Below are 26641 nucleotides of genomic sequence, written 5' to 3'. Positions count from 1 at the left end.
AATTGAAATTCTTGGCAATAATTCTACCCAAAATGCTATATTTTCAATATGAAAAGCGCCACATTTGACTTTTTCAGGGAGGACTATTTATTCCAAAAAACGACTTTTTGCAGGTACGCCATTTATAGAAAGACATTTTTATAGACTCATCATCTATAAATGTATATACAGAAAATTGCCTATAAAAATAAATCAATAAATTTTATACAAATTTTATAATTTTTCTAGAAAGTAGGTTTTTAATTTTGAGATGGATAGCCTATTTTGACTCATAGAGTCTCTTTCTCGTATTGTAACAGTCTCGTCTTTTAGTGTGTCGTAGTCTATTGTTACACAATAAGGAGTCCCTATCTCGTCTTGTCTTCTGTATCTTTTACCTATTGCAGCGCTATCGTCGTACTCGGTGTACCAGTGGGTCTTTAAGTCTTCAAAGATTTCTTTTGCTTTAGAGTCTAAGCCATCTTTTTTCATAAGTGGAAATACTGCGATTTTAATAGGGGCAGTTTTTGGGGATAGTTTTAGTACAGTTCTTGTTTCTCCATCTTCTAATTTTTCTTCTTCGTAAGAGTCAGATAAAACTGCAAGTAAGAGTCTGTTTAGTCCGAGCGCAGGCTCTACTACATAAGGAATGTATTTTTTATTATTTTGTTGATCGTGGTATTTTAAATCTTCACCAGAAAATTTTTCGTGTTGTTTTAGATCGTAATCGGTTCGAGATGCGACTCCCCATAACTCTCCCCAACCAAAAGGAAATTTGTATTCTATGTCTGTGGTAGAATCGCTATAAAAAGAAAGCTCTTCTTTTTCGTGCTCTCTTAGTCTTAAATTTTCTTTTTTTAGTCCGACTATATTCGTAAGCCAATTCATACAATATTTTATCCAAAAATCGAACCATTCTTTTTGAGTTCCCGGCTCACAGAAGTATTCCATTTCCATCTGTTCGAATTCTCTAGTTCTAAAAATAAACTGTCGTGCCATGATTTCATTTCTAAAAGATTTACCGATTTGTGCTATACCGAACGGAATTTTTTTTCTGCAAGTAGTGTATATATTTTTAAAATTTAGAAATATTCCTTGAGCAGTCTCCGGTCTAAGATAAATATCTTGTGACTCTCCCTCGGATGCACCGTGTGAAGTTTTAAACATCAAGTTAAAATTTCTGGCTTCTGTAAAACTTCCCTTTGATCCACAAGTCGGGCAGGTATAGCCCTCTTCAGAAATAATTTTTGTAAGATCGTCTAAACTTTTCCCGGATGCAAATCCTTCGCCTTTTTTTTCTTCTATGAAGTGGTCCACTCGAATTCTAGATTTACAGGACTTGCAGTCCATAAGAGGGTCACTAAAATTACTCAAGTGCCCGGAGGCTTCCCACACTGTAGGGTTTAGCAAAATGGAAGAATCTAACCCGACTATATCCTCTCTTCTATGAACAAAATACTCCCACCAGAGCTTTTTTAAATTGGATAAAATCTCGATTCCATAAGGGCCATAATCAAAAGTATTGGAAAGCCCGCCGTAGATCTCGGATCCCGGGAAAATGAGTCCTCTTCTTTTAGAAAGAGCAACAATTTGCTTTAAACCTGATTCTTCTTTTTCTTTTGCCATTAATCCAAATTTTTAAACATAGTAAAACAATAAAGTTTTTTCTTTTGTGAAAGAATACGGGGGATAAAAAATAGTCAAATTGAGTAGTTGTATGGAAGAAAAAAGTTCATTTATTGCAAGATCGACAAATAGAGGTATAGAGCTTGGAGCGAGCCTATTGTGTTGGGTTAGTCCTTTTGTGGGTCTTGGAGTTTTTTTCCCGATGGGTGCTTTGATATTGTACCCGAAAAATAGAAAAATCAAAATATCTGCATTTCAGGCTTTGGCTCTTCAAGTTTTAGTGTATGGGGTTACTTATCCGTTAGAAATTTTATTTTACTACAGCGAAGGTATTGAAATTTTTTTAACCAAACTCGTAACAGGAAATAGTTTTCACTATTTTAAGTTTTTATATTCTTCGATAGGATTTCTGGTTCTTATATTACAAAAAAATCACAGCTCTAAAAGAATGAGAAAAATGAACTTACAGGGGCGATTTTTATATAAAAGATCTCATAGATTGACGAATTGGTTTTATATTTTATTGATTTTCGTAGCTTCTGTATCACTTACAGAAATTTTAATCAGTAAGTTGGACCCCTACCAAATTTCCAGAAACCCTGTAGGAGTAATTCGAGATAGTTTACTGTATTTCTTTACACTGGTATTTGCAATTTCTGGATTTCTTGGGGAAAAGAATATCTTTTTAGTATTTAGAAAAATCTTTTGTTCCTACACAGTTCAGCAAAGATACAACCTTCCTTCAAAAGAAATCAGTGGAGAATATTTTTTTAAAAAAGCAAGGTTTGCCAAATTTAGAGAATACGTTTTACCCGGTTGGGGGCAAATTTTTTTACAGCGATATTGGAAAGGTTTTCCACTTATGTTTGTATTTTTACTTGCATTATTATTTTTTACTGTAAGTTTTTTCTTTTTTCTCGACCCGATTTTTTCTTTAAGGTATATGACTTCTCTCGGACTAAAACCCGGTATCCCTGACAAAGAAATTTTTCAATACGTTGGCAATTTTTACATCCCACTTTTTTTAGGAGGTTTTTTGGTTGCAGTGTACGCCTTTAGTCGCTATCTTTTAAAGAATTCTTTAAAACAAGATATAGAAGTTTTAAATGAGAGGGGTTTAGAGAGCGGGTTTTCCAATAATCTTCACTTGAGTATTTTACTCCATTTGATTTTAGTTTCACTAGTTTTTTTAATTCCGGTAACCTTACAAAGAAGTAGCGGTAAAAAGCAGGGCGACAATTCAAAAACGCATTACCAACCGGAAAAATTGGAATTTTATTTTATAGATCCGAATATACCCGATGAAGTAAAAGATTTGAATGGTGGGGTAGTGTCCGGCACAGACACTGCAAACAAAAAAGAAGGAGAAAAAATATCAGACGAGAAACCTGCCGACTACGGCAAGATCAAAGGTTATGTAAAACGAATCAAAGGAAAAAAACTTCCAAAGACTTACTCGAATTATATTTCTGCAAAAATGAGAGGGCCTGAAAATTTTATGGACTATTGGAGAAGAGCACCAAAACCGTACTCCTCTGTAGTAGCCTATACAATTACTCAAGATGGAGATATTACAGATATAGAGCTCGTCGAATCTTCCGACTACCCTGAGCAAGATCGAATGACCTTGGAACTAATAGAAAGTATGGCTCCTGTTATGCCCCCTCCAGGCGTAAAGGGAGATATTCGGGTTACAGAATTATTTTGGAATGGAGCTATTGATCCTGAAGCAATGCCTACACAATTGCAAAAAGAAATGGTCTTGATGTTCGACGGACGTTATATGGAAGAGCTTTAGTATGTGGGAAAAAATAAATCCTTTTGTCTATTCGGTTATTTCTATACTTCCTTGGGGTTTGGCTTTATTTATGCTGCACCCTGAAAAATGGTTACGAAAATTTTTTTTAGCCACAGTATCAATTGTATTCGGATTTTTATCCACACAGGTAGTTTTATTTTTGCATCCTATTCTCTGGCCCGAAGTAGAAAAGAAAGTAAAAAAAGTGAGCCTATTGTCTCAGACTGCGCATATCGCATTTATCCAAGCCGGGATGATGGAAGAGACTTTTAAAATTCTATTTATTCTATTAATCATTTTAGTATTTGGGTATAATTTTAAAAAAAGAGAGTTTCATAAAAATTCGGTACTGATTTCAGGGTTTGTTGCACTCGGGTTTTCTCTAATCGAAAATTATACTTATATCAGTAAACAAACCGTAAATTTTAGATTTGAAATTTTTATCGGTAGAACAATCCACTCGTCGAATATTCATCTACTAATCAATCTTTGTTTTTCTCTATTTTTGTTAAAGAGCAACAACAAATCGTGGAAAGAAAAAATTTTAACCATAGCTTACGGTTTTTTTCTGGCAGTATTTCAACACGGAGTTGTTGACTTTTTTCTTTTACCTTCTTCTAAGTTTGGGAGTTGGCTTGCAACCGCTCTATTTGTAGGGATTTGGGTTTGGGTAGTGAAGGATATGAGGAAGTTCGTATATGAAACTACTCCAGTGACACAGTGAGTTTTTCTTTTCCCATTTTTTCTGCAACAGTTTCGCACTCTTCGAGACTTCCCTTATAACAAATAGCTTTTCCTTTTGTGTGGGCTTCCATGGCAATTTTTTTTGCTTCTCTTTTATTTTTAAAACAGATTTTTATAAGGCAATCTTCCACGTGATCGAAGCTGTTGAATTCATCGTTATAAAGGATTACTTTATTTCCGTAAATATCGTCTGTACTGTATTTGATTTGAGATTCTGTAATTTCTTCTGTAATCGGAGCCATGTTTTCCCTGATCTTTTTGGTAAACTATATACAATGTCAATGAAAATTCTATACCATTAAAAATTTTCAGGGCATATTGAATAAAATCTAATTGACATAGAAGTTATTAAAATAGAATTTTTTTATATTTTGCAAAACGGAGATTATAGTGGCTCAAGAAAAAATGCAAGCAGACGTAGTGATTGTAGGTGGTGGGTTAGCCGGAATAGTTGCAGCCTTAGATTTGTTAGACAACGAAAAAAAAGTAATCTTAATAGACAGGGATAAAAAAGAAAACTTTGGAGGGCTTGCAAAACTTTCCTTTGGAGGGGTGTTCATGGTGAATACTCCGAATCAAAGAAGACTCGGAATTAAAGACAGTATTGAACTCGCTTTATCGGATTGGAATTCTTGTGCAAACTTTGGAAATACCAAAGATTATGACCTCCCGAAAAAATGGGCAGAGTTGTATGTAAATCAATCTCAAGAAGATATTTATAAATTCTTCACTAAAAGAAAAGTCGGATTTTTTCCAGTAGTCCACTGGGTTGAGAGAGGAATGTTTAAGCCTGGAAATAGTGTACCGAGGTTTCACATGGTGTGGGGGACAGGGAAAGGACTAATTGACTCTTTAGTGACTCACCTTTACAACCATAAAAATGTTTCAAATCTGAATTGCATTTTTGAACATAGAGTAACTCAAATTTTAACCGAAAAGAAAATAGTTGCAGGCTGCATTGCAAGAGAAGAAGGCAGTGGAAGAACAATTGAAGTTCGTGCAGAAAAAACTATGCTCGCATCAGGTGGGATAGCGGGGGATTTAATAAGAGTAAGAAAGAATTGGGATAAGTCACTTGGTACTCCACCGGAAGTTCTTTTAAACGGCTCTCACAAATATGCGTTAGGCGACATGCACGATATGTCAGGAAAACTTGGAGCAAGACTTACTCATTTGGAGAAGATGTGGAATTACGCTGCGGGTGTTCATCACCCTATTGGGGATAAAGAGCTTCACGGTCTAAGCCTTGTTCCCCCTAAGTCAGCTCTTTGGCTAAACTTTGAAGGGAAAAGAATTGGTCCCATACCTTTGGTTACAGGGTTCGATACTAAGTTTTTAGTAGAAGAAATTTGCAAACAAAAGAAAAAGTATTCATGGCAGATTCTAAATTGGAAAATTGCAGTCAAAGAGCTTGCTGTTTCAGGATCTGAATACAACGAAGCTATTCGAGATAAAAAGATTTTCGCATTTTTAAAACAAGTGAAGTTTGGGAATAAAAAATTGGTAGAGGATTTAACCAATGCTTGTGAAGATTTTGTAGTAGCCGGTACAGTTTCGGAATTGGTCGAAAAAATGAATAAGCTAAACGGTGATAGTTTAGTAAAATTGAACTTAGTAGAAAAAGAAATTCAAGATTGGGATTCAATGATCGAGAGAGGAGAAAAATTTCACAACGACGACCAGCTAAGAAGACTATCTCAACTTAGAAATTATGGTGGAGACAAGGCTAGGACTTGCAGCCCTCAAAAAATTTTGGATAAAGATGCGATGCCTCTTATTGCAATTAGAGAATTTATTCTAACCAGAAAAAGTCTAGGTGGAATTCAAACAGATTTAGAGAGCAGGGTTTTGAATAATAGTGGAAAACCAATCGAAGGACTTTATGCGATAGGCGAAACTGCCGGATTCGGTGGTGGAGGACTTCACGGTGAGGGTGCCTTGGAAGGCACATTCTTGGGTGGGTGTGCAGTGAGCGCAAGAGCCGCAGTTCGTTCCATATTAGGGAAAAAGATATAATAAAACAGGAGATGGCTATGAAAAAAACAGGTGCAGAGCTTTTAGTCCACGCTTTAGAAGAAATAGGAGTCAAATTTACTTTTGGGATTCCGGGAGTGCATAACACGGAAATTTATGACGAATTGAATAAGTCTAAAAAAATTACACCTATACTTGTAACCCATGAATGTGGTGGAGCTTTTATGGCTGATGCGATCAGTAGAACCACCGATTCTATTGGAACTTTGGTCATTGTACCTGCAGCCGGAATGACACATGCGTTAAGCGGAATAGGTGAGGCATATTTAGACGGGATTCCCATGCTCATTATTTCAGGAGGAATTCGCAGAGACTCAGGAAAATTTTTTCAACTCCATCAAATAGACCAACACAAAATACTTTCCGGAATTACAAAAAAATCATTTCTTGTAGAAAAGCACTCAGACGTTATTCCTACAATTTATGAAGCGTTTAAAATTGCAAACGATGGATTTCCTGGCCCGGTGTTTGTGGAAATTCCCGTAAACTTGCAATTATTTGGTGGAACTGTAAAGAGCTTACCTAAATTTCAACCTATAGTAAAGAAAAAAGAATTAAGCGAAAAGAAAATTTTGAAAGCAGTTGAAATCCTTCGTAAATCCAAAAGCCCTGGGATTTTTGTAGGTTGGGGTGCGAGAAATGCGAAAAATACCCTCATCGAGATTGCTGAATTTTTAAACGCCCCTGTGGCAACGACCTTACAAGGATTAAGTGTATTTCCGGCAAATCACCCTCTCCACACAGGTATGGGCTTTGGAGTCTATTCTGTACCTGCCGGTGAAAAAGCTTTTCAGAATTGTGATGCGTTATTTGCTATAGGTGCAAGATTTTCCGAGATCCCCACAGGTAGCTTTGGAATGAAAGTTCCAAAAAATTTAATCCACGTAGATATCGATCCAGATATATTTGATAAAAATTATAAGACTGTAGTTTCTATCGAGGGAGACTCACTTGAAGTTTTACAAAAAGTTTTAATTGAATTAAAAAAAGGAGAAAGACCTACACATAAAAAAATTGATATAAAGGAAATTATTAGAAAAGAAAAAGAATCTTACAGAAAAGAATGGGAAAAACACTCTAAGAAAAATACAGTGAATCCATACCTATTTTTTAAAGAGCTAAGAAAAAATATTTCTGATGATGATATTGTTGTTGTAGATGACGGCAACCATACTTTTCTAACCGCAGAGCTTTTGCCTATCCATGAAACAAAAACTTTTTTAACTCCTTCAGACTTCAACTCTATGGGGTATTGTGTACCTGCAAGTATTGGAGCAAAATTAGCCCACCCCAAAAAGAATGTCGTGGGTATAGTCGGAGACGGGGCTTTTCTGATGACAGGTGCAGAGTTACTCACTGCCACAACCCTAAATCTTGGTGTAGTTATATTCGTATTTTATGACGGAGAGCTTTCTCAAATTTCTCAAGGACAGGAAATTCCCTACAATAGAAAAACTTGCAGCGTTCTCGGAAAACTGAATTTAGAAGGCTTTGCAATCGGTACAGGAGCCAGCTACTTAGAAATGAAAAACAACGAAGAAATTTCTGAAATACTTCAAAAGGCTTTTGAGATTTCTAAAAAAGGCCAACCTGTAATTGTGGACGTAAAAATTGACTACTCCAAAAGAACAAGATTTACGAAAGGAGTAGTCAAAGCCAATTTAAGCAGATTTCCACTTGGAGAAAAGTTCCGATTCATAGGAAGGGCACTTTCCAGAAAAATTACAGGTTAATTAAAAAATAAAGTCGGTAGAGAGAAATTTTGATTTTCTACTCTTTATAATCTTACTGAAAATTTCTTTATTCAAGTCGCTGTCTTTTGCAGCAACGAGGGTACGAATGGAAAACACTCTTAAAGCATCGCTTACGGAAAGTGTTCCATCTGCCGAGTCTTTTCTGCCTGTGAAAGGAAAACTATCCGGTCCTCTTTGGCATTGACTGTTTATATTTACTCTACTGACTTGGTTCACAAGCGGGTCGATTAGCTTTGAAATAACTTCGTAGTCTTTTCCAAATACGCTCGCTTGTTGACCAACATTAGACTCTTCTATATAACGAATAGGAATAGATATATCGTCAAAAGGTACTATTGGCACAACAGGACCGAATTGTTCTTTGTGGTAGATTGTCATATCTTCAGTCACGGGAAAAAGCACTGCCGGACGAAAAATTGTTTTTAGAAAATCTCCACCATTTTTGTTTAAAATTTTTGCACCTTTTTCCGTTGCGTCTTTAACGTAGCCATCCATAGATTCGCACTTGTTTATTTCGGGTAACGGAGTGATCATCGCACCTTCATCCCAAGGGAGTCCTAATTTTAAAGAATTCACGGCATCTACAAATTTTTTTAAAAATTCATCTGCAATCTTTTTATGAACAAATAAAATTTTTAGTGCAGTACATCTTTGACCATTGAAAGCAAGCGTTCCACTAACGCACTCTTTTACAGTAAGATCGATATCCGCATCTTCTAAAATAATGGCGGGGTTTTTTGCACCTAAACCAAAAACTGTTTTCAAACGATTTGGCTTTGGGTGCAGTTTTTCAATAGAGTTAGCCACGGTTGCAGATCCAATAAATGCGAGTACGTCAATTTTGCCTGATAACATGAGTGGCGGAACAATTAGTTTTCCGTCTCCATAAATAGTATTGATCACTCCTTTGGGGAAGGAATCTCTAAACGCCTCCAAAAGAGGACGAAGAAGTAAGATTCCGTATTTTGCAGGTTTTAGTATCACAGTGTTTCCCATGATCAAGGCAGGGATGAGGGTTGCAAAGGTTTCGTTTAAAGGATAATTGTAGGGTCCCATGCAAAGCACTACACCAAAGGGAGAGCGTCGGATTTGTGCAAATATTCCTTGTTCGTGCACAAATTTAGAAGAAGCCCTGTCCAACTCTTTCAAAGATTCTATTGTGTCGTTTATATATTCTACAGTTCGATCAAATTCTTTTTCGGAGTCGGATAAATTTTTCCCTATTTCCCACATTAGCAGGTTTACTACTTCTTTTTTTTGTAGTTTCATTTTTTCAGAAAAATTCTTTGTGCATCGGATTCTTTCTTCCACAGACATTGTAGGCCAAATTCCATTTCCGTTAGAGTAGGCATTCACTGAGCTGTTTAGGATTTCTAGAATTTCTTTTTCTCTTAATAAAGGATAGTAGCCGATAGGCTCTTCTTTAAAATTGTCTTTATCAGGGAAGCAGATAGGAGAGTACACCTTGGATACTTCCCCGTTCCAAGTTTTTAATTCCCCATCGCAAAGGTATTCATTTTGTTTGATTGCAGGAATTGAAAACTTTTCCTGAATTTCCTGTCTTGGCTTGAATATATGGATTGAATTTTCGCTCATCTTTTTCCCCTACTTTAAGAAATTTTTTTTCAATTGTGAAATAGGTCAAGTAGTATGCGAAAAGGGAAAATAGCAACCAATCAAAAAAATAAATTAAAAATACTTGTACTTTTTTGTACATAAAAAAATATCTAATTTCGGTGAAGTCTAATCAAAAAAAAATCATACTCGGAATTACCGGAAATATCGGTGGTGGCAAGTCAACAGTATCTAAGATATTTGAAGAATTGGGAGCGTTTAGAATCAACTCGGACGAGCTTGCAAGGGTATATACCGGTCTAAATACCCCAATCCGAAAAGAGCTTATAGAAATACTTGGAGAAGAAGTTCTCGACTTAGAGGGAAATTTTGATCGTAAAAAAATAGCAGAGAAGGTTTTCCAAGATAAGCCTATTTTAGAAAAGCTAAATGGGTTAATTCACCCACTTGTTCGCCGAGATTTTCATAAAAAAGCAGATTCAATAGAAAAAGGCCTAATTGTGTGGGAGGTCCCACTTTTGTTTGAAACAGACGCATACAAATCCTGTGATTTTACTCTTACGGTATTTTCAGACGATGAGATTGCACTAAAAAGGGTGCAAAACAGAGAAGAAAAACTCACAGAAAGAGACTACAGAAGGCGATCCGAATCTCAGTTATCCATTAAAGAGAAATTGAAAAAGTCCGATTTTATAATAGAGAACAACGGGAATATGGAAGAGCTGACCAAAAAAATACACGAAATCTATACAACAATTTGTGAAAGTTAGGGGTGATAACTATGAAAGAAAGAACTTTTTATGTAATTAATTTAGATAATAAAAGAATTGGGATTATTTTAGTCCTACTCGCTGTGATGCTTTCTTCATTTTTCTTGCTTGGGATGAGTATAGGGAAAAAAAAGGCAATTGCCGAAAACCCTGAAAAACCGGAGTCAATGGAGGTAGTTTCAGAAAAATATGAGCTTCCAGGAATGGAAAAAAAGTCAGATTTCAGTCCAAATCCTGAAAACTCTGGTCTTAAACACAGTGATTCACTTGCTGCAAAAAAAACAGAAGTGATAGAATTGAACCACTCTTTCAAGGAAGAGCCACTCTCTGGAAAAAATAAGCTTTCTGCTTCATTTCCTGATTCAGATTTTTCAAAAAAGCCAAAAATTTCTAAAAAACAATCTATTAAGGGAACGAAAGAAAAAATCATAAAATTAGCTCCAAGACCCGCTAAAGTTGTTAGAAATGAGACATATACTGTGCAATTAGGTGCGTTTCGCAATAAAAAAGAGGCGTATTCTCTGAAAAATAGCTTAGTTCAGTCTAAAAAAGGGTTAAAACCCTATATACAAAAAGAAGGGGAAATGTATTTTGTGAGGATTGGCAATTCAAAAGATAAAAAAGAGCTAAAAAAAATTATAGATCGTTTAGGTCAATCCCTTCAGGCTTCGGCAATGATAATTCGGTCAAAAAAGGCATAAAAAAGGCACAGAAAGCAAGTTTTGAAATACTTTTACAGATTTCTTCTTTTTATTGTCTTTTTTTGCCATTTTAAAAATGTATTCAAAGTAAGTGCTTATTAAAACAGAATTTTGAAATGGCAGATGATTTAGAAACCATTCGCACTCAGGTGGTCCTTGCGACAATAGATAGGCTGAAAATTACCTACGCTGACCAGCTTGCAATTAAAGGTTATGATGCAATTCCTGATTTTTTTCGGAATCACCTTTATTGTCCGCCCAACAAGGCGGAAAGAGACTCGGCGTTAGAAAAGTTATACGAAAAATTAAAAACAATTGCCGGTAAAGCGATGACTGACAATATCCATAAACTCATCCTTTTAAACCAACTTACAGACTCTTTGGATACAGATGCAGCTGAAGTGATAATGAGAAATAATCAAACTAATGAAGACGGGACAATTTCTGTTGAAACGTTGAATCAGGCAATTATAGAAGCCGGTAGGATGGAAGATCGAAAAAAGCAAATTCTAATGGTAGCCGATGCACTCACCTTTTTCTATTCTTTGTCGAAACTCCCATTGATAAAGTTGGTCATGGCTCCAATCAAAGTAGCGGCTTCTATGGTTGGGGCTACTTCTCTTACGGATACAATGGAGGCAGGGTACAATCTGACTATAAATATCAAAGACCTTACCCCGTTTATTAAGATTTTTTCTGAAAGAGAAATCGTTCAGATTGACGATCTGTTCAAAGTAAAGGCTTGATTTTTACGCATTTACCCTAAAGTAAACTACATCTCCGTCTTGTACTATATATTCCTTTCCTTCTAATCTCAGTTTTCCCTCTTCTTTGACCTTTACAGGAGAGCCAAGTCTGTCTATATCCTCAAACTTCATCACTTCGGCACGAATGAATGCCTTTTCAAAATCGGAATGGATTACACCTGCTGCCTCGGGTGCGGTACTTCCTTTTAAGGTAGTCCATGCTCGAACTTCAACTTCTCCGGCAGTGAGAAATGTGATCAAATTCATCATCTTGTATGCCGACTTAATCATCCTGTCAAGACCGCTTTCTGTTTCCCCCAACTCTTTTAAAAATTCGATTTGCTCTTCTCTGTCAAGATTCGAAATTTCTTCTTCTATTTTCCCTGACAAGATTACAAATCCGGCACCCTCTAATTCTGCTAATTTTTTCACCTTGTCTATTGGCTCGGAACTTTTAGAGATTAGATCTTTTTCAGATACATTCGCACAGTACAGAACAGGTTTTGAAGTGATTAGGTTCATTTTTTTTAGAATCTTATTCTCTTCAGGTTTTAAGTTTAGTATCCTTGCCGGTTTGCCTTGTTTTAAAATATCTATTACCTTTTCGGCAACTAAAACTGCTTCAGCCGCTTCCTTTTGAGATTTTGCATTCTTTTGAAGTTTTTGGTATTGTTTTTCAATACTCTCCAAATCAGAAAGAATCAATTCGTAATTTACTACAGTGACATCTTCAGTGGGATCAATTTTCCCATGGACGTGTGTAATATCGTCGTCTTCAAAGGCTCTGACTACATGGCAAATTGCATCTACTTCTCTGATGTGAGACAGAAATTGATTTCCTAAACCTTCTCCCTGACTTGCACCTTTTACAAGCCCTGCAATATCTACAAATTCCATAATTGTAGGGATGATTTTTTGAGGTTTATAAATTTCTGCAAGCCTCGCAAGTCTGGAATCCGGAACTTCTACTATTCCCTTGTTTGGCTCAATCGTACAAAAAGGGTAGTTTGCCATCTGTGCTCCGGCTTTTGTAAGTGCATTAAAAATAGTTGACTTGCCTACGTTTGGAAGTCCTACAATACCACAATTTAGACCCATTATTCTTTTTCTCCGATTAGTGAAGTGAGTAGCTCAGGGCTAATGTTCAGGTTTCCGATCTTTTCTGCATTTTTAGCAATGTCGCGTAACGCCCTACTTAAAATTTGAGAAGAGTCCATCTGGTTCGCAGCAAGGATTTCTAAAAGTTCGGGCTTTAAAGAATTAAGAGAGTTCAGCTCCAACCTCATAGACTCTGCTCTTGCTTTTGCATAATCAATCGTATTTTCTGATTGTAGCTTTACTAAACCTTTTTTCTTTTCTTCCAATCGTACTTTTGCGACAAGTTTTTCTTCTTCGATCTCGTGTTTTTTTTGCTCTACAGATTTTTGAGTGAGCATCTTCGCTTCTTCTACAACTTTTTGCTTTTCCTGTACTGCAATTTCTGCATTCCATTTTTCTTCCAAAATTTTTCTATTTTTTTCTTCTATGGAGATTTGTGTTTGAAGCTCATTCTCTTTAATCTTTCTTTCTTGCTCTACAGCAAAATTTCTTCTTTGATAAATTGCATCATCCGCTTCTTTCAGTAAATTTTCTCTTGCAGAGGCTTCGAGTGCTCTGGACATATCCGGGGTAGGTGAAATTTTTAATATAGAAAAATCGGCAATACTCAATCCCAACGAAGATAAGGATTCGGAAACTTTGAGCTTGTCTTTTACGTGCTTTACGAGGTCAGTTGAAGAAGTTAGGGTATTTCTTAAATTCATGGACTGGATTTTTTCTCGGATTGCAACTTGTACAATATTTGTGAGGCGAGTCGGGAGTTTTTCTAACCCGTCCCCTAAGTAACGTCCGAAAGAGTCCACCGTGAAATCCATAACGGCTGCAAGCCTGAGAGGATCTGTGACATTATAAGAAATCTGCCCCTGGATATTGATTTCTTGAAAGTCAACAGTAGTTTCTTTGAAAATAAAAGGTGCATCCCTTGTGTCTGCCGGTACAATTACTACAATAGACGTAGGAGAGTAGTAAAAAAAACTTAAACCTGCACCTTGTTTTTTTATTTTTCCTTTTTTGTAAAGTAAAACAAAATCAGTGGGTCTGTTTTTCATGAATTTGATTCCAAACATAAAGCCTCCAATAGTACAAACACTATGGATTTTATGAATTCTTATTTGTGTTATAAGTCAAGTGATTCCAAGTTGAAATAGAAATTTTTAAATAATTTACTTTTCAAAATAATTAACTTTGAAAATATGGATTTACATTCAAAATGGGGCTTTAGCTCAGCTGGGAGAGCATCTGCTTTGCAAGCAGAGGGTCATCGGTTCGATCCCGATAAGCTCCATTGGATGATTTTCTTCATAAATACTTTGTATATTGATAAGAGAATTAAAAAAATCTGTTATCAAAAATTTGATCAAATCATCTGAAATAATTCTATCCAAATCAAGAATCGCTCACGAAACGAATATTGTAAGCTGAAACTTTATTAATGGGGCTTATTACACCATTTGAAAAGTTACCGTACCAAGCATTTGTTGTCACTGATAAATGGCGTACATGCAAAAAGTCGTTTTTTGAAAAAGCAATTGTTCAAAAGGCCAATAAAAGTACCATTTTCTAGCGTTGCAAAAAGCCCTGAAAGGGGTTTTTGCAGTAGCGTCATAAATTAGTAGTAGAACTCCAATATTGTCCGGTTTGAGTAGAAGGAAAATTGAAGTAGAGATAGTAGCGATGGATGATACAGTATCATTCACCGGGATTTTCTAATTTAGGATTTTTGTAACAAAAAAAAAGAATACCGAAAAATAGAAAATATACGAAAAAGATCAATTTTTGTTGATACTTCTTTTAGATTAGGAAAATTCTTTGGGAATTCGGCTGAATCTTGGATGAATTTACAAAATCATTATGAACTTTATGAAAAGAAAAAAATGCTACAAAAAGAATTGCAATCAAGTAAAACCTATGCTTTTAGAGAGGATGAAAACCTGAAACAGTGATTTAGATTAGTAGGGACTTCCGATAACATAACAGTAACTTGGGTTACTACGGGTCAACTTTGTCTCTCAGATTAAAAAGATGAATGTTAGAAGGCCGAAATTAATAGTCCCGACGATTAGTCTCGCCGAGGTTTTTAAAAAAATATTGAACGAACGTAACGAAGACAGTGCTCTAAAGGCAATTGCCCACATGCAACAGGGAGCCGTTATCGATTTAGATTCGAGTCTTTCAATTTTTGCAGCACAGTGAGGAATCAAATTCAAGCTACCATTAGCTGATAGTATTATGCTAGCCACAGCATATAAGTACAAAGCGACATTGTGGACTCAGGATAGCGATTTTCAAAAAATTGATGGAGTAAAATATTTTCCTAAAAGAATTAAAAGGTAAAAGATTTTCGTTATCGTACCAAAACTTCACTTAACATGGCTATCAAAAAACAGAAAACTTCTATAACAATATCCATCCTAACTAATTTTTGCAAATTATCATAAGTCGATTTCGCCTAACGTAATTATTTTAAACTTGATGATTACTCTTTTTCCTATCATTATCAAAGTCTCAAAGAAGGATAGATCTCCTTTAGTCCTATATTAACAATGTAGTGAACGATGCGCCACAAAAGCTACTGGATATTGTGTCCCTGTGAAGACTCTGTATTTTTACCAGAGATGTCAAATCGAATGTTGAATACAATCTTTTCTGATTGTAAAATGAAGATACAATGGCTTGTCATTAGTTTTCTCTTTTTCAAAATAATAAAATTCCGAAATCAGTAAAAACTATTTTTAAGTCGCAAGGAATATACTTGAAGAATTTAATCTAAAAATTAATATAGAAGAATTGTATCGAGGAAGAGGGTGGAGTACCTTAAAATACCATTCCCTCACTGTCCCGCAACTGTGAACTCTACAGAGTAAGTCAGACACTCGTTTACGAATAAATCTCTCGCGGACTGGAGATGTTATTTTTGATATATATATTTTTTGCCATATTTTGTATTTCAGGCTCTGTATTTTCTCAATCTGATTTTTCTAAACCAATTCGAGTGAAAGAAATTGAAGTAATTGCGACTAACAATAATAACACTTCTAAAACGAATTCAATAAAGGAAGATCCATCTGCATTTGTGAATGTAATTTCTGCTGAGTCTTTCAGAGGAAAATATTTGTCGCTTGCAGATGTATTAGAAAAAGAAGCCGGTATTCGTGTAAAGAAATTTGGTGGGCTTGGCTCTTACTCCACTCTTTCCATACGTGGGTCAAATTCCAATCAGGTGATGTTTTATATTAACGGAGTTCCAATCAATAATTCTCAAGGAGGAGAAATCAATTTATCGGATTTGCCTTTTGACAGTATAGAAAGAATTGAAATATATAAGAGTGGCTCCACCTTGGGGCTTTCTTCCTCTGCAATCGGTGGGAGTGTAAACCTAATCGTAGGGAAGGATGTAAAAATAAAAATTTCAAGAGCAACAATTTCTGTAGGAAGTTTGAATACCGGGAAAATTTCCGCATCTCACTCTGATTTTACAGAGAAAGTTCAATATTCCATATTAGTCCAAAACGAAAAAAGCGATCAGGATTTTTTATTTAGAAATAACAATGGCACTCCTGTTTTGAATAAGACCGATGATTTTGATGATCGCAGAAGAAACGCTCAATTCAATCGGTATAATTTTAGCGGAAATCTTGCCGGTGAATTAGGAAAAACGAAACTTACTTTATTAAACGATTTCGCCTATCGTACAAATGGGATTCCCGGCCCTGGAAACAGGCAAACAAAAAAAGTTGAGAGAGAATACGTTAGAAATACAAGTGCAATCGGAACAGAAACACCGGAGTTTCTTTCGGAAAACATTAAATTGGAAACAAGAACTTTTTATACGGGAACTAGAGACCATGTCTTTGATCCGAATTCAGAATTTTCAAGTGGCACTCCAAATTCCAAAGCAGATATTCAGCAGTATGGGCTGCATATAATTCCGACATACTATCTTTTAAATTACAACCAGATCATTCGATTCTTCGTTTCTTTAGAAAGGGAAACTTTTCAAAGAGACAGAAGAAATACTTTTGATGAGATTGTTGATAAATCTACAAGAAAGTTTAGAAATCATTCTACGTTTCAACTTCAAGATGAAATTCGATTTTTTTCAAAAAAGTTAAATTTTATTCCATCTGCAATATCTGAAAATTATACGGACAGATACAATAATCCAGAAACCAAAGAATTCAATTTGCTTAACCCAGACGATGGAAAATCAGTTATGCGATACACTAACTATAAACTTGGACTTCTTGCGGTTTTGCTTCAAGATTTGAATAAAACAATTTCTATAAAAGGCAATATCTCTTCTGAAAAAAGGGCTCCGAATTTTTTAGAGCTGTTTGGAGAAAGAGGTTCTATTCTCGGAAATACTTCTTTAAGTCCCGAAAAAAGTAAGAACTCTGATATAGGGCCTGTGGTAAATTATTCTACTAAAAAAATTGAACTAAAAACTTCTCTGTCGCTTTTCTCCAAGAACATAAAAGATATGATTTTATTTGTTCCGAATTCTCAATTTTCTCTTAGACCTGAAAATATTGATTCTGCGTCTATTCAAGGATTTGAATTTTCTGTAAAAGCAGATATTTATCAAAAAATAAAATTTGAGTCTAACTATACTTATCAAAAAGCAATCAATACATCGGATGTCAGTTATTTGAAAGGAAAATATCTTCCATTGAGACCAATGCACGATTGGTTTGGACAGGTTTCATTTTATAATCGTTACTTGGAAATAGGAATAGAATCACATTTTATAGGCGCTGTTTTCAAGGACAGGACAAATGAGTATGTCAATTATCAGCCTTCGAGGTGGATTTATAACGTATTTTTTTCTTATTATTTTGGAGGAAGAAAAAAAAAGCACTCCGAAAAAGAAATAATGTTGAGTATAGAAATCAAGAATATATCCGATACGAGAGCCGAAGATTTTGTGGGTTATCCTCTTCCGGGTAGATTGTATTATGCTACTTTAAGCGGTAAATTTTAGGTTGACTAATTTTCTGAAAAAAGGAATATTTCATTTATGAGTAAAAATGCTATCTTTTATATAAATAAATTTATCCTTATTGGAGTGATTTTCTTTTTACAATTTTGTCATACTAAGAACGAGAATGAAGTTCATGTCGATTTACTTCCTTTGATTGACAACGGAAAAACATACTTACTTAGTAATGGAATGATTGACATGGATCTAACGCCCAACTGTGGAACTGCAACTCCTGCAACCACCGCAACCGGAACTACAGGTACCACTACAACCACAACAACTTCTACGAAGACTACTAATACTCGATTTACTGTTCTTAGTCAGTTTGTGATGAAAACTACAAAGGAAATCCTTACAATTAAATTCATATACGACACTACTCAAACTCAAGGTCCGATTGACCAACAGCAAGGCTTTACTTTTACAGGTGGTGTGTTTAATGATACAGTCACAGGGAAGCAGGGTCTTGTAAAATGGTTGAACCAAGGAGTGAATGTGGACGACTCCAATCAAGGAACTCAAGTAGTTCAGTTTCTAAATATCAATGTGAATTTGCAAGGGACTTATACTCCAGGTGTAGGAACGACTACTACACCGATAGAATGCTACACATCGGATAGTATCAATTGCACAAGCACTGTAACTTCTACAAAATGTTTCACTACAGACAATAGAACCTGTTTGAGTTCTGCGTCCACTGCGTCAGGCGGAACTCCTATTGTAATCAAGGGAACACTCAACTGCAACGCTAAAAATATTCCAGTATCCGGATGACAGACTTTAGTCTAATCATCCCGACTTTCAATGAGTCAAAAAATATTTCTATTCTTATACCAAAACTTATATCTCTATTTGAAAAAAATAATATCAAGTTTGAAATCATAGTAGTGGATGATGACTCTCCCGATGGTACATGGAGAGTTGCAAAAGAGTTGTCTATTCGTGATGAAAGAATTCACGTAATCAGAAGGGCGAATAAAAAAGGACTTAGCTCTGCGGTTATTGATGGGATGGAGTTGGCGAAAGGAAATGCACTTGGAGTTATAGATGCAGATATGCAGCACGACGAAAGTATCCTGCCAAAGATGCTTATCGCTTTAAAAGAAAATGACTTAGTTGTGGGAAGTAGAGTGGTAGAAGAAGGAGGGTACGGAGAGTGGGGCTTTGTCAGAAGGATGATGAGTAAAGCCGCAACCTTACTTGCAAGAATTTTACTCCCTATCCCAATCGGTGATCCGATGTCAGGATTTTTTATTTTAAAAAGAGAATTGTTTGAGGAAATTGCTCCTCTTATCAACCCAAGAGGGTTTAAAATTCTATTAGAATTTTTGGGTAGAAAAAAAGGAATTAGAGCAAAAGAAATCGGCTATGTTTTTAGAACCAGAATTCACGGGGAAACAAAAATGTCTTCCTCGATTATCCAAAACTATATTGTAGCGTTATACGATATACGTTTCGGGAAATATATTTCTTTGACATTTGTAAAATACTCGATCACAGGAGTTATTGGGATTTTTGTAAATCTATTTGGACAATTTTTCGCTACTGAAGTTTTGAATTTAAAAGAGACAGGAATTATTTATCAAAGTTATTTTAAGCCTTCCATTGCTGTAGTTTTTGGTTTTGAGCTTAGTGTGTTAAGCAATTATATTTTAAACAATATCTGGACATTCAATGAATTTAAAAAAACTGGAGCATTGGATAATATTTTTGGTTTTATAAAATTTAATCTGATCTCCGTAATAGGATTGATCATACAGCTATCCGTTTGGAGATTATCTTTGGAAATTATTCAAATGTATTTCCCTAACATGTTTGGGAGTTTTTCGACTTATATCAGTAACTTACTCGGGATATTTTTAGCTACATTTGGAAATTATTTTTTAAATAAAAATTTTACGTGGAGATACTCAGAGTAGATTTTTACAGATTACTTTTTATCGTTTTTTTTCGTTGATTTGAGCATACACCATGTCCAATTCGCAAACTTTTTTCTTTCTTTCATCGAGATACACTGCTCTAAGTAAAATTTCATTTCCTGTTTTAGAAATTTCTTTCACTGTGCATTCCAAGACTCCAGACTGGAACGGTCGAATAAATCGAATTGTAGAGCTTTTTGTGACAGTGATGTAGGAGCCGTCGCTTTTTGTCCAAAGAAATGCTCCAGCTAAAGTATCCCCTAAAGAGTATATTGATCCACCATGCATATATCCGACTACATTTGCGGAAGAAATATGAAATGGAATTGTTCCTACAATTTTTTCCTCATCTAAGGATTCAATTTGTATTTTTAAAATACCCGGAAGTACTTGATCAATGATGCTTTGAAGTATTTTAATAACATCCCAATCAGGATTTGGTCTTTCGATCCAGCCCGGGCAATTTTTATCTATTAAGCTGATTAAATCGGAAGTAGGCTTGTTTTGCATTTGTTAAATTTCTTTATTACTGCTATTTTTTTTGTGGCAGATGGATAGGGTTTAAAGATATTCTATGCATTGCAGCTTGAACTACTTTTTCAACTTCTTCGATATTAAGTTTAGATTGAACACTTTGGTCTTTTTTTTGGTAATTTACGGGGAGAGAATTGATAGCACAAGCGTAAACATCCTGAAAAGAAATCTGCTCCCACCCCCAATTTGGATTTTTTTTAATAATACTTTTCAAGACTTTTTTTAGCTCGATCTCTGTGCTATTAGATGCGTTATGCACAATGTCATAAATTTTTAAAACTTTCTTATTCAAGTGGGCGCTCCTTTTCGATACTCAAATTTTCATAAGAAAATGCTCCGAAAACATCAATAAATTCTTTGTCTTGCATTCTTTTGTCTCTTAGCAATAACAGCTCGCTCGTTTTCTCGTATTCTTTTTTAAAACCTTTTTCTGACAAATAAAAAAGAGCAAAAATCAAAATTTCTCGATTGTTATTGTGAAGTCGAATCAACGAGTTTAACTTTTCCACAGATTGATTTTCTTGTACTTTTACAATTTCCACTAAGTCTTGTATTGCAGAAACGTCTTGCAGTCTGTCCATTTCAAAGTACACTTGCCTGATAAAAAACAGTATCTCTTCATCTGCTTTGAACCCAGAGGTAAGTATGCTCACAAGAAATGCTCTTCTAAATGTAGTAAGAGCTTCAAAGAGCTTTTTCTTTTCAAATAAAAACAAGCCATACTCTACGGTATATTTTGGATCAAATTTGAAGATTGCGGCAGAGTCGATAAGAATTTTTTCAATATTTTGCGGGTGGGTCGCTTTTGTAGCTATCAATAGAAGTTTGTGTAATGATTCGTTGTCTGGAAAGTTTGGAAGATATTTATCTAATTCGATTAGAGCCTCTTTGAATTTTTTCTCTAAGATTAATTTATGGATTAGCGAAAGTATCGCTTCTAATTCATATTTGAATGGATTTTCACTTTTTAATTTTAGTAAAATAGATTTTCTTGTTTTGTCAATTCCAAGTCTGGAAGCTAAGACAAGCACTCTATAAAGCTCTTTCTTGTGATTTGGAAAAAATTTCAAATACCCTTGCAGAAAATTGTATTCTTCTCTTGGCTTTTTTAAAGCAGAAGAAAGATTTGAACATTTTAATAAAATCTCCGGTTGACGCGGATTGAGTTTAAGACTTTTTTCAAAATTAAAAAGAGCCTCTTCAGGGTAGTTTAAACCAAGATACACTTCTCCGTGCAATAAAAAAAATCTTGAATCAGGTGTTTGAGTTTTTCCGGCTATGGATAATTTTTCGTGTGCCTTTTCAAACCTCAATTCAGAGATATTTCTTTCTGCTTGGTCTAATAAATTTTTGTATGTGAATGCAGTTTCGTTAGAATAAATCGGATAGATAGAAAAAAAAATCAATATCCAATAATTCTTATTCAATTCAGTATATTTGGAAGGAATTTATGAAACACTCATTTGAGCCAATAATTTCATAAAAATAGATTCTGCCTTTTGATAATTTTCACTAAAAAGATAGGCAAAACCTAAATCAGAAATCTCTCTCTTGTTCAAATCTTTTTTCTTTTCCAATAAAGGAATTTGATTTATGAGTTCATTGTATTCATTCCTTTTATCCTCAAAAGTAGGCAAGCTTGTATAACCCGGTATATTTTTGAGTATAGTTTCAGCTTCTTTAAATTTATTCAAAGAATACAAAGATAGGCCAACTCTCATCTGAACATCTCTGTTGTCCTTTAGCTTGGGAATATTTTCTTTAAAGACCTCTATAACTTCTTGAAAACTATTTAAATAATACAAGGATTCAATTTCAAATTCTAAAAATGGATTTTCTTTTTTTCTTTTTTTGTAGAGGGAGATTATAAATAAAACATTGTGAAAGTCTTTTTCTTTCATGGCAAGTTTCACACCAAAATTTACAATGCTAAAGCACAATGGAGGGTTTGAAGATTTAAAATATTCGGATAGTTTTTCATTAGCCAATTTTGAATTTTTAAAATTGGAAGCAATGTATGCGTTGACTAATGGTAAAAAAACGGATGTTCCCTTTGCAACGCCACTTAGATTTTTAGCATCTACAGAGCCTGATTCAAATAGAGCAATAACTCCAAGGTGCACTAGTAGTGAATTGGATGGATTTTGTTTTGCAAGAGAGATTACCTCATCATAAGAACCAACTTCAAACAGTTCCCAGCTTTCTCTCTCAAGATTTGCTCCAGATTGGAGTGTGTTTGGGGTCATAGAAATTCTCCTATTCCTTCTATCGGAGAATTTATTTATTTTTAGAGTGTTTTTTGAGAAGAAAATCTTTAATTTTGAATAACTCCACTGTAAAAAAGTATTATAGCAAACAGGAATATAAAAAAAAAACAAGAATAATTTTAGTTTACTGACCTTGAAACAATTTGTCTTGAGGTTTTGCAGATGTGTTACGGGTCTAACCTTCCCATAAGCCTCGGATAAGGAATGCACTCCCGGACATGGGGCAACCCACAAATCCAAGCCACTAACCTTTCTAACCCGAGTCCAAAACCAGAATGAGGAACAGAGCCATATTTTCTTAAATCTAAGTACCAGTTGTATGTGTCTATTTGTAGTCCTTCCGATTTTAGCCTTTCTACAATTTTATTATAGTCCTCTTCTCTTTCTGAACCACCAATTATTTCTCCCACTCCTTCAGGGGCAATCAAATCTGCACATAAAACAGTTTTTGGATTTGCAGGATTTTCTTTCATGTAGAATGCTTTGATCGATTTAGGATAGTTCTTTATAAATATTGCAGAAGAATAGTGGCTAGTTAAAATATTTTCTCTTTCTGCATTTATATCTTCTCCCCATTCTATAGATTCATTTTTACTTTTTAGAATTTCTATCGCTTCGGTATATTCAACTTTTGGAAAATCCTTGTATATGAAATTCGATAATGCATCTAGGTCTCTTTCTAAAATTTCTAAATCCATTATAGAATTTTGAATTATTTCTTTTATAATTGCTTTTATAAAATTTTCTTGAAATTGAATATTTTTTTCATTATCAAGAAATGCAGTTTCAGCTTCTAACATCCAAAACTCGGTTAGATGTCTTCTGGTTTTACTTTTTTCTGCACGGAATGTTGGTCCGAAACAATAAACCCGGTTGTGAGCAAAAATAGAGGTTTCTAAATACAGTTGACCTGTTTGTGCAAGATAAGCACTTCCAAGATCAAAGTAGTCTGTAGAGAAAAGTGTTCCTGCACTTTCTCCAACCGACCCGGTCAGAATTGGTGTGTCAATCAGAGTGTAGTGATTTTCATGAAAAAATTTTCTTATAGAGAAGGATAATTCATCTCTGATTTTCAAAATGGAAAGTTGTCTTTTTGAGCGAAGCCAGAGATGTCTATGGTTGTGTAAAAAATCAGGACCGTGGTCTTTGGGTGTAATAGGGTAGTCTTTTGATTGTCCGAAAATTTCAAAATCGTCTAATTGAATTTCAAAACCAAGTTCAGATTTTTCGCTACGGATGAGTTTGCCAAAAATAGAAAGAGAAGTTTCTTGACCAAGATTTTTTAAGAGTGTAAATTTTTCCTCGCCAAGGTGGGTTTTTTCTGCAACAACTTGGATGATTCTTCCGGAATTTCTTAACATAAGAAATTGAACCTTCCCACTACCTCTTTTGCCGTGTAGCCATCCATTAATTTTTATGACTTTATTTTCAAATTTTGCAATATCTAATAATTCAACATTTTGAATTTCCATTGGAAGCCTTATTTCTTTAAAATTTTTCCATCTTCTGAAACGATTACTTTAACTGGTTCGCTTAAGTGCATTCTAAATATATCGTAATTATTTATAGGGAAGGAGCTCATAATTCTATGTCCTCTTTTTTCGTTGTAGAAGACTACCATATATTTAAAAGGGATGTCACTGTTGGGTAAAAATGGAACAATAGGTAATAATTTTTTATTTTGAAGTTGAATACTGTATAGCCAGCCAGTTTTGCTTTCCCCTTTTACCCCGTCCACTTTTTTAAAGAATATAAAATCACCTTGCTTGTTAGAATAATAGCAGGGGAAAATTTCACCTGTAGAGTCAGCAGTACCGGGAATTTCTATAGGTTCAGAAAATGGATCTGATACATTATTTCTGAACGCTATTAAAATAGAACCACCTGCAAGGCTTGATTTAAACAATCGACTGGACACAAATACAATTGTCTTGCCGTCTGAGCTAACCGAGGGGTCTCTTTCAATAAATTGTGTATTTAGAGTGCTTAATGCTTCTTTATATTCAAAAGTTTCTCCATCTTTTGAAATAGCACGGTGAAGGTCTCCTTCGGCTGAAAAAATCATTTCTACTTGATTGTCTTTGGAATTATAAAATATGGAAAAACCCAACTTGTCACCGATAATTTGATCTTTTAGATTTAAAAATCTGGGATTAATAAAAATTTCTTTGGTCTTATCCTTATTCCAGATAGAATTGCATATCAAAATTTCTAGATATCCTTTTCCTTTTGTGTTGTTTGAAATATTAGAAGAAGATTTTATCAATTCTTTCATTTTTAGGTAGTCTTCTTTTCCAAATTCATTTTCTAAAATTTCTTCAGACAATTCCTTTTCATTAAATTTTTTTTCTATGGTCGGATTTAATCTGTCGGATATAAAATAATAGATGCTGGAGTTTGGTGCCGGGTTTTGAACTAAATGGTAATCTTTTTCAGGACCATTAATTGTATGAAAACTTGCAATTCTACCTCCCTTCTTAATCTCAAATTGAAAAGTTTCTGCCGGAGGATTTTGTATGATGATGTCTTTCCCTGAAGTATTTTCGAGAATGATAGCGTCTTGTTTATCATATACTTTATTTTTTTGTACGGGTGCAGTTGATAACTTAGAATCATCTTTTATTACAGAATTTTGTTTCTCGTCACTCTTAGTTAAATTGTCCGATTTATGTTTTGATTCTTTTGGTATAGCAGAACTTTGGTTATTCAATAGGGTTTCTTTTTTAGATACAGAATTTTCTTTTGATGCAAAAATATCTTTTTCTTTGTATAGAGGATTAGTAGATGATTCGGTATTCGGATTTTTTTTGGTTATAGACTTCGAACTTTCAGATTTTCTTTTTAAATCTTTTGTACTTTTGATACTTCTTGAAAAATAAATTTTTTGAATGACTTTCTCAATTTCTGAATCGGACACACCTTTTGTTCGTAGTACTTCGATAAGTTTTTGAAAGTCTTCATAAAAATAATCTCCATTTTCATTCTGGTAGATTATAGATTTTTCCAATTCTTCAATTTCAAAATCAGAAAGTGAAAATTTATTTCTATCGTCAGTTGATTTACAGGTATTTATATGAAATATAATAATAAAAATTATCAAATACATGAAGATAATTGTTTTATTAGATATTTTTTTTGAAACTAATGTTGTTTTATTCATGAGTAATTTTCTTTTTTGATCCATTTTTTTTAAAATTCGTTTAAACAGAATGATATTGTTTTCATTATTTTTGTCGAGGACATTATACTGAATGTACGCAATTTATTTAAAATGTAAAATTCTCTTAGCCTAGAATTATTTTACTTTATTTTTAAAAAAGGCTTTGATTTTTTCGATGTCTATTGAATTAGTGATTTTTCCTTCTATGTCACCGGCTTTTGCCTTATCAGCCTATTGTAAACCGGGTCGTTTCTCTCTTGAGAGGTAATATATCCCCCGCAATCGTGGGTTACCGGGTGGAACTTTACATTCTCGAAGAATCTGCTGGGGAGAAAATGTCCCATTCCTTTCAAGGTCAAGCATCAACAGAAGAGTAAAAAGAGGTCTTTGTGGTGCCAAGCCAGTCTGCAAGAATGCCAAGCTCAATCCAGTCATCGTTATTTGGGGTAAAATTCTTCTTCTGCAAATTTTGTCCGACTTCTTGGTAAGCCTTTTTCACCCTCTCCATCTTCTCAAAAGTTTGCCAAAGAATCACGTTTCTGTATCTATTCAACAGTGCGTGCAAATATTTTCGTCTCGAAAAATCCTGTTTTCTTCTATTAAACTCGTCCATGTATTTTGCCGAACCAGTGCAAGCTCGATTGTGTTTTACATATTTTGTGGATTCATAAATTTCTCTTAAAGTAAATTTTTCTTACTCTCCTTGCATAAGGTAAAAAATATCACGATAGAAAATAAAATTTTGCAATTTTAAAAATTTTTTAGTTTTTACAGAAAAAGTCCCAAATCTGCACTAAATGTGTAATCTTTTTAATTTGCAGAGTTCTTTCCACATTTTCGCACGAAACAGAAAAGGTAGATCTGCACCAAACGCGAAATTTCAAAAACTCTACTAAAGCTCAAAACCTCATCCTTTAAAAACGTATTTGCAAAGATTCTACCTCCACTATTTCCA

22 protein-coding genes, 1 tRNA gene, 1 pseudogene and 1 riboswitch are annotated in these 26641 nt (G+C 34.6%); of the genes and pseudogenes, 12 read left to right on the top strand and 12 right to left on the bottom strand.

Annotation, left to right across the window (positions count from 1 at the left end):
- Window positions 1-213 precede the first annotated feature (213 nt).
- Window positions 214-1605 carry a glycine--tRNA ligase gene (locus tag HS129_00745; GenBank protein ID MBE7410585.1) on the bottom strand — a complete coding sequence of 464 codons (1392 nt, stop codon included), beginning with the start codon at window positions 1603-1605 and terminating at the stop codon, window positions 214-216.
- 91 nt (window positions 1606-1696) lie between these two features.
- On the opposite strand from HS129_00745, the gene HS129_00740 reads away from it, so the two are divergent.
- Together HS129_00740 and HS129_00735 are read left to right on the top strand one after the other, a co-directional pair.
- A complete protein-coding gene (locus HS129_00740) occupies window positions 1697-3403 on the top strand; it encodes an energy transducer TonB (GenBank protein ID MBE7410584.1) in 1707 nt (568 codons plus the stop codon).
- Window position 3404: 1 nt separating this feature from the next.
- The gene (locus tag HS129_00735; GenBank protein MBE7410583.1) at window positions 3405-4127 is read left to right on the top strand and encodes a PrsW family intramembrane metalloprotease; all 723 of its coding nucleotides are present in this window, start codon (window positions 3405-3407) and stop codon (window positions 4125-4127) included.
- On the opposite strand, the gene HS129_00730 is transcribed toward HS129_00735, so the two are convergent.
- Window positions 4108-4389 (bottom strand): ATP-dependent Clp protease adaptor ClpS, encoded by a 282-nt coding sequence (locus HS129_00730; GenBank protein ID MBE7410582.1) that lies wholly within the window; start codon window positions 4387-4389, stop codon window positions 4108-4110. The two genes, HS129_00735 and HS129_00730, sit on opposite strands and share 20 nt — an antisense overlap.
- 163 nt (window positions 4390-4552) lie before the next feature.
- Here HS129_00730 and HS129_00725 point away from each other — a divergent pair, with 163 nt between their 5' ends.
- Together HS129_00725 and HS129_00720 are read left to right on the top strand one after the other, a co-directional pair.
- Window positions 4553-6163, top strand: coding sequence for an FAD-binding dehydrogenase (locus HS129_00725; GenBank protein MBE7410581.1), 1611 nt, complete (start codon window positions 4553-4555; stop codon window positions 6161-6163).
- A gap of 17 nt (window positions 6164-6180) precedes the next feature.
- Window positions 6181-7914: a thiamine pyrophosphate-binding protein gene (locus HS129_00720; GenBank protein ID MBE7410580.1), complete on the top strand. Its 1734-nt coding sequence runs from the start codon at window positions 6181-6183 to the stop codon at window positions 7912-7914.
- Here HS129_00720 and HS129_00715 read toward each other — a convergent pair whose 3' ends face one another.
- Complete coding sequence (locus HS129_00715; GenBank protein ID MBE7410579.1) at window positions 7915-9531, bottom strand: NADP-dependent glyceraldehyde-3-phosphate dehydrogenase; 1617 nt, start codon at window positions 9529-9531, stop codon at window positions 7915-7917. It lies immediately after the preceding gene.
- Window positions 9532-9671: 140 nt separating this feature from the next.
- Here HS129_00715 and HS129_00710 point away from each other — a divergent pair, with 140 nt between their 5' ends.
- From HS129_00710 to HS129_00700, 3 genes are all read left to right on the top strand, one after another.
- Entirely contained in the window at window positions 9672-10280 is a 609-nt protein-coding gene (locus tag HS129_00710) for a dephospho-CoA kinase (GenBank protein MBE7410578.1), read from the top strand.
- Window positions 10281-10291: 11 nt separating this feature from the next.
- Window positions 10292-10981 carry an SPOR domain-containing protein gene (locus HS129_00705; GenBank protein ID MBE7410577.1) on the top strand — a complete coding sequence of 230 codons (690 nt, stop codon included), beginning with the start codon at window positions 10292-10294 and terminating at the stop codon, window positions 10979-10981.
- Window positions 10982-11097: 116 nt separating this feature from the next.
- On the top strand, window positions 11098-11727 hold the full coding sequence (locus HS129_00700; protein ID MBE7410576.1) for a hypothetical protein: 630 nt from the start codon (window positions 11098-11100) through the stop codon (window positions 11725-11727).
- Window positions 11728-11730: 3 nt separating this feature from the next.
- On the opposite strand, the gene ychF is transcribed toward HS129_00700, so the two are convergent.
- Window positions 11731-12825 carry a redox-regulated ATPase YchF gene (gene ychF, locus HS129_00695; GenBank protein MBE7410575.1) on the bottom strand — a complete coding sequence of 365 codons (1095 nt, stop codon included), beginning with the start codon at window positions 12823-12825 and terminating at the stop codon, window positions 11731-11733.
- Window positions 12825-13892 carry a band 7 protein gene (locus HS129_00690; GenBank protein ID MBE7410574.1) on the bottom strand — a complete coding sequence of 356 codons (1068 nt, stop codon included), beginning with the start codon at window positions 13890-13892 and terminating at the stop codon, window positions 12825-12827. The genes ychF and HS129_00690 overlap by 1 nt, the downstream gene beginning before the upstream one ends.
- A 145-nt stretch (window positions 13893-14037) precedes the next feature.
- On the opposite strand from HS129_00690, the gene HS129_00685 reads away from it, so the two are divergent.
- From HS129_00685 to HS129_00665, 5 genes and pseudogenes are all read left to right on the top strand, one after another.
- Window positions 14038-14110, top strand: a tRNA-Ala gene (locus tag HS129_00685).
- Between the two features lie 755 nt (window positions 14111-14865).
- Window positions 14866-15159, top strand: a pseudogene (locus HS129_00680) (type II toxin-antitoxin system VapC family toxin).
- Between the two features lie 419 nt (window positions 15160-15578).
- Window positions 15579-15721: riboswitch (cobalamin riboswitch) on the top strand.
- An 18-nt stretch (window positions 15722-15739) separates the two neighbouring features.
- Window positions 15740-17806: a TonB-dependent receptor plug domain-containing protein gene (locus HS129_00675; protein MBE7410573.1), complete on the top strand. Its 2067-nt coding sequence runs from the start codon at window positions 15740-15742 to the stop codon at window positions 17804-17806.
- A gap of 60 nt (window positions 17807-17866) precedes the next feature.
- A complete protein-coding gene (locus HS129_00670) occupies window positions 17867-18580 on the top strand; it encodes a hypothetical protein (GenBank protein MBE7410572.1) in 714 nt (237 codons plus the stop codon).
- Window positions 18577-19725, top strand: a complete 1149-nt coding sequence (locus tag HS129_00665) for a glycosyltransferase family 2 protein (protein ID MBE7410571.1) — start codon at window positions 18577-18579, stop codon at window positions 19723-19725. Before HS129_00670 ends, HS129_00665 begins: the two co-directional genes overlap by 4 nt.
- A gap of 18 nt (window positions 19726-19743) precedes the next feature.
- On the opposite strand, the gene HS129_00660 is transcribed toward HS129_00665, so the two are convergent.
- The 7 genes from HS129_00660 to HS129_00630 all read right to left on the bottom strand — a co-directional run bounded on the left by HS129_00660 (window position 19744) and on the right by HS129_00630 (window position 26299).
- Complete coding sequence (locus HS129_00660; GenBank protein ID MBE7410570.1) at window positions 19744-20235, bottom strand: PaaI family thioesterase; 492 nt, start codon at window positions 20233-20235, stop codon at window positions 19744-19746.
- Window positions 20236-20257: 22 nt separating this feature from the next.
- A complete protein-coding gene (locus HS129_00655) occupies window positions 20258-20551 on the bottom strand; it encodes a hypothetical protein (protein ID MBE7410569.1) in 294 nt (97 codons plus the stop codon).
- Window positions 20544-21686: a hypothetical protein gene (locus HS129_00650; protein MBE7410568.1), complete on the bottom strand. Its 1143-nt coding sequence runs from the start codon at window positions 21684-21686 to the stop codon at window positions 20544-20546. The genes HS129_00655 and HS129_00650 overlap by 8 nt, the downstream gene beginning before the upstream one ends.
- Before the next feature lie 21 nt (window positions 21687-21707).
- Window positions 21708-22505 carry a tetratricopeptide repeat protein gene (locus HS129_00645; protein ID MBE7410567.1) on the bottom strand — a complete coding sequence of 266 codons (798 nt, stop codon included), beginning with the start codon at window positions 22503-22505 and terminating at the stop codon, window positions 21708-21710.
- 188 nt (window positions 22506-22693) lie between these two features.
- The gene (gene asnS, locus HS129_00640) at window positions 22694-23998 is read right to left on the bottom strand and encodes an asparagine--tRNA ligase (GenBank protein ID MBE7410566.1); all 1305 of its coding nucleotides are present in this window, start codon (window positions 23996-23998) and stop codon (window positions 22694-22696) included.
- An 8-nt stretch (window positions 23999-24006) separates the two neighbouring features.
- Window positions 24007-25686 (bottom strand): PD40 domain-containing protein, encoded by a 1680-nt coding sequence (locus HS129_00635; GenBank protein MBE7410565.1) that lies wholly within the window; start codon window positions 25684-25686, stop codon window positions 24007-24009.
- Between the two features lie 355 nt (window positions 25687-26041).
- A complete protein-coding gene (locus HS129_00630) occupies window positions 26042-26299 on the bottom strand; it encodes a DUF1564 family protein (GenBank protein MBE7410564.1) in 258 nt (85 codons plus the stop codon).
- Between the last annotated feature and the right edge of the window lie 342 nt (window positions 26300-26641).

The organism is Leptospiraceae bacterium (assembly GCA_015075105.1).
Taxonomy (GTDB): Bacteria; Spirochaetota; Leptospiria; order Leptospirales; family Leptospiraceae; genus JABWCC01.
This window is presented reverse-complemented; position numbering and strand designations above follow the sequence as displayed.

Bases quoted from the DNA above. Each gene is read 5' to 3' on its own strand.
- HS129_00745 (MBE7410585.1), bottom strand. From the start codon at position 1,605: ATGGCAAAAGAAAAAGAAGAATCAGGTTTAAAGCAAATTGTTGCTCTT.
- HS129_00660 (MBE7410570.1), bottom strand. From the start codon at position 20,235: ATGCAAAACAAGCCTACTTCCGATTTAATCAGCTTAATAGATAAAAAT.
- HS129_00720 (MBE7410580.1), top strand. From the start codon at position 6,181: ATGAAAAAAACAGGTGCAGAGCTTTTAGTCCACGCTTTAGAAGAAATA.
- HS129_00665 (MBE7410571.1), top strand. From the start codon at position 18,577: ATGACAGACTTTAGTCTAATCATCCCGACTTTCAATGAGTCAAAAAAT.
- HS129_00630 (MBE7410564.1), bottom strand. From the start codon at position 26,299: ATGGACGAGTTTAATAGAAGAAAACAGGATTTTTCGAGACGAAAATAT.
- HS129_00690 (MBE7410574.1), bottom strand. From the start codon at position 13,892: ATGTTTGGAATCAAATTCATGAAAAACAGACCCACTGATTTTGTTTTA.
- HS129_00735 (MBE7410583.1), top strand. From the start codon at position 3,405: ATGTGGGAAAAAATAAATCCTTTTGTCTATTCGGTTATTTCTATACTT.
- ychF (MBE7410575.1), bottom strand. From the start codon at position 12,825: ATGGGTCTAAATTGTGGTATTGTAGGACTTCCAAACGTAGGCAAGTCA.
- HS129_00715 (MBE7410579.1), bottom strand. From the start codon at position 9,531: ATGAGCGAAAATTCAATCCATATATTCAAGCCAAGACAGGAAATTCAG.
- asnS (MBE7410566.1), bottom strand. From the start codon at position 23,998: ATGGAAATTCAAAATGTTGAATTATTAGATATTGCAAAATTTGAAAAT.
- HS129_00730 (MBE7410582.1), bottom strand. From the start codon at position 4,389: ATGGCTCCGATTACAGAAGAAATTACAGAATCTCAAATCAAATACAGT.
- HS129_00700 (MBE7410576.1), top strand. From the start codon at position 11,098: ATGGCAGATGATTTAGAAACCATTCGCACTCAGGTGGTCCTTGCGACA.
- HS129_00725 (MBE7410581.1), top strand. From the start codon at position 4,553: ATGCAAGCAGACGTAGTGATTGTAGGTGGTGGGTTAGCCGGAATAGTT.
- HS129_00635 (MBE7410565.1), bottom strand. From the start codon at position 25,686: ATGAATAAAACAACATTAGTTTCAAAAAAAATATCTAATAAAACAATT.
- HS129_00740 (MBE7410584.1), top strand. From the start codon at position 1,697: ATGGAAGAAAAAAGTTCATTTATTGCAAGATCGACAAATAGAGGTATA.
- HS129_00645 (MBE7410567.1), bottom strand. From the start codon at position 22,505: ATGACCCCAAACACACTCCAATCTGGAGCAAATCTTGAGAGAGAAAGC.
- HS129_00705 (MBE7410577.1), top strand. From the start codon at position 10,292: ATGAAAGAAAGAACTTTTTATGTAATTAATTTAGATAATAAAAGAATT.